A 5,387-nucleotide genomic window follows, 5' to 3' on the forward strand; every position below is an offset into this window, starting at 1 on the left:
ATCCTTCGACCGGATCAGCGGGCCGGTTTCATGGGCATCGATGATGACCGGGGCCTTGGTATAGACCAGTGCCGCTGCATTCAGGCTCGCGCCACCACGGGGAAAGGCATCGCCGCGAATGGTTTTCGCCAGACGCCCGCCGAGGCCTGCGCCCTCGACATCCTGCCGCCAGCTGTCCTTCAGCAGTTTGGCAGCGCGCTGCATCACGCGGGTCACAGCGCGCTCCCCGTCCACAATCTCTTTCTCGAGCTGCTCGGCCAGCGATGCCGTGACATCCAGGTCCAGCCTCACGATGCCGGCCCCGTCCCGATCCGCCAATGCAACCGGCGGTCGTCCCGCTCGGGCGCGCCCAGAACCAGATACCGGGTGCCGAGATAGGTGATTTCGTCGCCCTCGGCAGGGGCTGCCAGGTCAGCGGTCGAGACGTGAAAAACGAAAGTCTCGCCAATCACCCGCTGGCGGCCGAACTGGATTTCCTCGTCGGGACGGACGGGAATGATGCGGACCGGGACCGAACCCGATCCGCCGGGGTGATAGAGCGCGTCCGCCGCCATGTTGGCATCACGGAAGATGGCCGCCATGGCGGTTTCGAACGCGCCCATGATCAGGCCGGGGTGCCGTTCAGGCGCACGAGGCCGAGGGTTTCACCCGCGCCCGAGCCAACCGCCGCATAGGCGACACCGATCAGGGTGTTGCCCGAAGCGGTCGTGGTGGCGACACCGCCCGAGGTCCAGTAGACCTTCGCGCCGACCGTCCAGGCCTGCGACGGCGTCTTTGGCAGCTCGAAGACGCCGGTGGTCTTGATCACGCCCTCTTCGCCATCGGCGATGTCGCCGGCGCAGACGCCGAACAGCGTGCCAGACAGCGCGCCCTGACCCGAAACGTAATCCGCGCCCGAGGGCGTGAAGGGGAACATGTCCCCCGGTGCAACATAGTTCTTCATGGAAGTGATCCTTTCGGAATGGGGAAAAAGCCGGACAGCCCTGCGCCGGCAAGGTCAGCGCCCCAGCTGAGACCGGGGCGCCGTCACACTCAGGCCGGGGCCGCGCCGGGGTTCTTGTAGAGGCCGCGCCAGTCGATCGCCTTGGCCGCGAAGTCGTGGCGCGCCTTGATCTCCATGCCGTCGACCTCGAACCCGACACGGGTCTCGGTGTAGACGCCCTCCTGCCCTTCCAGATAGGCGTATTCCACCGTGTCGATCCGTGCCGGATCGGCGGCCAGGAACCAGGGGTCCTGACCCGACGCCGGCAGCAGACGCGGCTCCGAGATGACCTCGTACGACCCGGCATAGGCGTTGACGTCCGAGGTGCTGTTCGGCGTGGTCGCCGCCACCTGCTTGCGCGCCTCGACCCAGCGCGGGCCGGTCGGCACGATCAGGAAGCGCGGACGAACCGAGATCAACCGCCCCTCGAGGCCCTTCTGTTTGCTGAAGGCCTTTTCGGCTGCAGACAGAGAGGTCTCGTTGATCACGGCGGCGGTGCCGAGGTTGCCATGGGTCGCATGGAACAGCGCCACACCATCCGCCATGTTCGGATTGTCGATGAGGACCCCGTAGACGATATCGGATTCGAGGTCCGCCGCCGAGGCACCAAACGCTTCCGGCACGCGGGTGAAGGCGTTGAGATCGTCGTTGATGATCGCCTGGCGGGTGACGCCAAGGATCTTGCCATAGGTCGCCAGGGCATAGGTCTCCTTGCCCTCGCCCATGGTGCCATACTGGAACTCGCCGCTTTCCAGAACCTTGCTCAGATCAGGCGCACCGCCGAGTTGGACGCGGTTCACCGGCTTGAAGTCGACGATGTTCGACCGGCGGGCCCAGGCCATGAACGTGCGCTGCGTCGAGGCATAAGCGTCGCGCAGCGTCTTGTTTGCCACGTTGGCCAGGATCGACGGGAAATCGCTCGTCGAGTGATACCCGGCCGAGCGCATCTCGAAGGCGGCGCCGGCAAGTTCCATCTTGGACATGCCGCGCGTGGTGACGCCGCGGCGCTCCAGCGCGTCACGGCAGATTTCCAGCATGGTCATGCCGCGGAAGTTGCGACCGTCATCGGACAGTTTGACCGCGCTGGGGTTGTGGCGATGCATCAGCGCGTTGGCCAGGGCATCGCGATACCCGATCTCGGTGGCACCGTCGCCCCGCGCCTGAGCCGGCGCCCGTTCCTGCGTCCGCCCCATGGGGTCGCTCTCCTCCAGTTTGGTCAGAACCGCATCGCGCGCCTGAGCCAGCGACACGCCGCGACCGATAAGGTCCTCGCGGAAGGCATCGTCCAGGTTGTGGCGCGCACAGAGCTTGGTGATCTCGGTGCAGCGGGTGCGTTCTTCGCTGCGAACCTTGTCCAGGTCGGGCGCGGTCGGCGGAGTTGCCGGAGTCGGCGGGGCCTCCCGCGTCTGCAGTTCGCCTTCCGGCGCGGTGCGGGCCGGGTCCTGCCCGGCCGCGGGCTTGTTCTTGTCGGACATCTGCGTCCCTTTCTCGATGGCCGCGGCTGCGGCGGTGATGTCCTGCCGGGTCAGGACACATTCGAAGCGATTGACCATTCCACCTTCGGAACGGATCGTCGCACCGGGATCGGCGGGCATAGCGACCGCCGAAATCTCGTAAGGTTCCCAATCGACGGCGCGGTAGTTATCCCGTTCGCCGTCCTTCTTGGTGATCTGGTATTCGTGCACCCGGTAGCCGACCGAGACCTTGTTGATGGTCCGCTCCATGATCCGCTGCACGATGGGCTGAGCGTCCTCGGCATCGGTCAGTCGGATTTTTGCCGTGCCCTGCCCGTTCGAAATCCGCACCGAGTCGGGCACAACCGAACCGATGACACTGCTCAGTCCCCAGGAACGGTGGCTGTCGAGGAAAGGTGCGCCGCCGTTCAGACGCTCCAGGCGCACCGCGCGCGCCGAGACCTCGAGCTCCTCGTCGTATTCGACGACATCCCAGCCCTCCCAGCGATACCGCTGGACGGTTGCGCCAGTCGTCCAGACCACCTCGATGGTCCGCGCCTCAGTGTCGATCATGTCAGCAACAACCGTTGCCTCCCGCCCGATCAGGGGCAGGTCAACCATGTCCTTCGCCATGTCTTGTCCTCTTTCAGGGGGCCGGGTTGTCCGGCGTAGTTGTTCCCGCCTCACCCGGAGACGAGGATTGCGCCTGCCCGACGCGCGTCACCTTGCGCGGGTCGCTGTCCAGAACCAGCTTGAGATTGTCGGCCTTCTCCAGCGCCTGTGCCTGCTCCGCCAGCAAGGTATCGAGGTCCCAGCCCCGCTTGCCGATCTGCTGCGGCAGGCTGGCAAATCCGGCGCGGGTTTCCAGAAGGTCGGTCTGGGCATCCTGCCAGGGATTGACACTTTCAAACCGCGGCGGCGCCCATTCAACCGGGATATCCGGGCTGTCGATCACCCCGGCGGTCCAGGCTGCATCGCAGAACCAATCCCAGATGCGCTGGCAGAACATGGGAATGACGATGGTCCACTGCACCATCTCCACCATGCGCCGGAACTCGTTCAGGCCCGCCCGGTTGCTGGAGAAGTTGGCCTGGCTCATGTCGTTCGTCATCAGCGCATAGGGAACGCGGAAGCCGGCCGAGATGATCAGCATCTGCGTAATGTTCCACTCCCGAACCCCGCCCGCATGTGCCGGCGTGTTGAACTTGATGTCGCGCCCGTTCGTGTAGGCGATCATCCCCGGCCGGAATGATTCCAGCGGGTCGTTGTTGGCGTCCCTCACCTCGGGTGTGATGTTGGCGGTTCCATCGCCCTCTTCGCCGATGACAACCCCGACCATGCAGGCCTCGGTCTTCTTCCGAACCATCTCCGCGACCTGCCAGTCGCCGAGGTCCTGCAGCGCGCGGATCGCGGGAGTGCCCCACGGCACACCGCGCGACTGGACCCGCTGCCGTTCGAAGAGATGCGCGACATTGGCGGCCGGAATGCGCACGCTTTCGAAACGGCGGCCGAAAGTCGGCGTGTTGTCGCCCGGGTGATCCGGGAACATGTAGAAGGCGGTGCGACGGCCGACCGAGTCGTATTCGATGCCCGATGTGATGCGGGTGCCGGGTTTATCGTCAAACCGGGCGGCGTCCAGGTGATCGGCCTCGAACAGCTCGATTTCGAGCGGCACCGGCGAGGTGCGGCGCGTCCGACGCGGGCGGCGCAGCGCGAACAGGTCTCCGCCCTCGATCATCTCGCGAACCGCCAGCGCGGTCAGCCCATGAAAATCGGTGTGGCCGTGGGCGTCGCATCGCGCCGACCAGGCGGCCCAGGCCGCGTCGACTGCCTTGTTGGTCGCCTCATTGCCGGTCCGGGCGCGTGGCCGAATGCCCGTGCCGACGATGTTGTTGACCAGCACCTGCACCGCCTGCGCGGCGAGAGCGTTGTTGCGCACGAGGTCGCGCATCCGGTCGCGCAGCAGGCCTCCGGCAACGCGCACCTCCGCGTCGGCCGAGGTGCTGGCCGTCCGCCAGCCATCCGAAAGCCGGCCCTTCGCGGCGCCGTCATAGGCGCGCCGCAGGTTGAAGTTGGCGATCCGCGAGGTGTAGCGCTGCCGCGCCGCCCGCGCCGAGAAGACCTCGAGCACCCGTTCCTGCCATCCCCAGGCAACTCCGTTCATGGCTCAGGTCCTCGAGAAGGTGGTATAGCCGACGCGGGCCTTGGCCTTGCCGGATTGCGATGAGATTTCGGCCTCGATCGTGCGAATTCGTTTCAGAAGGCCCGACTCGCTGTCGTATTCGATGCGCTTGCCATCGAATTGAACCACCGTGGTGCCGGCGGCATAGGCCGATTTCAGCGCGTCCAGCTCGGTTTGAGTCCAGGCCATCAGAACCAGCTTCCCTTTTTCGCGCGGGCGCCCAACCAGTCGGACCCGCCAGATTTCGTTTTCTGCTTCTCCGCCGGCGATGCCGCAGGCTTCTGCTCAGTCGGCGCAACAACAACCGTCTGATCGAACAGATCGGGCTGCGGTTCCGCCGGTGCGGCCCCACGTTCCGCCTCGAAGATCGCCCACTGTTCGGCAGTCAGCGAGGCCCAGCCCTTCCGCCGGGCCGCAGCCTCGGCATAGTTCATCGTGTCCAGGCCTTCGTTCCGGCGGGTCGTCTCGACCAGCTCCCAGCTGCTGGTCATCACGCCGTAGCGGTCCCGCTTGAGAACCCGCACCTCCGAGGTCACCTGCCGGTAATACTCATCCCCCATCCCGCGCGGGAAATCGCAGTATCCGCGTTCCAGTGGGTCTTCCTTTGCCAGCCAGGTGTAGAAATCCGCCTTTAGCTGACTGACGTTCAGCATCCAGGCCCGCTTCTGCCGGCGCTTCGGCGCGCCATCGGGCCGGCGGTCCAGCTGCTGCGGCACCATCACAGGCCCGTTGGCACTCTTGCCGCCCTTGACGATGATCACCCGCGACC

The 5,387-nt window shown here is 65.8% G+C and carries 7 protein-coding genes; all 7 read right to left on the reverse strand.

From position 1 onward, the window contains the following. The coding region (locus ACFO5X_RS14060) for a DUF6441 family protein (protein WP_380718120.1) at window positions 1–291 on the reverse strand (291 nt) is incomplete at its 3' end. Further along, entirely contained in the window at window positions 288–602 is a 315-nt protein-coding gene (locus ACFO5X_RS14065) for a head-tail joining protein (protein WP_380718121.1), read from the reverse strand. The genes ACFO5X_RS14065 and ACFO5X_RS14060, both read right to left, overlap by 4 nt. Before the next feature lie 2 nt (window positions 603–604). Next, entirely contained in the window at window positions 605–943 is a 339-nt protein-coding gene (locus ACFO5X_RS14070; protein ID WP_380718122.1) for a DUF2190 family protein, read from the reverse strand. A gap of 89 nt (window positions 944–1,032) precedes the next feature. Continuing rightward, on the reverse strand, window positions 1,033–3,069 hold the full coding sequence (locus ACFO5X_RS14075; protein ID WP_380718123.1) for a prohead protease/major capsid protein fusion protein: 2,037 nt from the start codon (window positions 3,067–3,069) through the stop codon (window positions 1,033–1,035). Window positions 3,070–3,082: 13 nt separating this feature from the next. Beyond that, complete coding sequence (locus tag ACFO5X_RS14080; RefSeq protein ID WP_380718124.1) at window positions 3,083–4,600, reverse strand: phage portal protein; 1,518 nt, start codon at window positions 4,598–4,600, stop codon at window positions 3,083–3,085. A gap of 3 nt (window positions 4,601–4,603) precedes the next feature. Beyond that, complete coding sequence (locus tag ACFO5X_RS14085; protein ID WP_380718125.1) at window positions 4,604–4,807, reverse strand: phage head-tail joining protein; 204 nt, start codon at window positions 4,805–4,807, stop codon at window positions 4,604–4,606. Continuing rightward, the coding region (locus tag ACFO5X_RS14090; protein WP_380718126.1) for a terminase gpA endonuclease subunit at window positions 4,807–5,387 on the reverse strand (581 nt) is incomplete at its 5' end. The genes ACFO5X_RS14085 and ACFO5X_RS14090, both read right to left, overlap by 1 nt.

This window comes from Seohaeicola nanhaiensis (genome assembly GCF_042654245.1).
GTDB lineage: Bacteria > Pseudomonadota > Alphaproteobacteria > Rhodobacterales > Rhodobacteraceae > Seohaeicola_A > Seohaeicola_A nanhaiensis.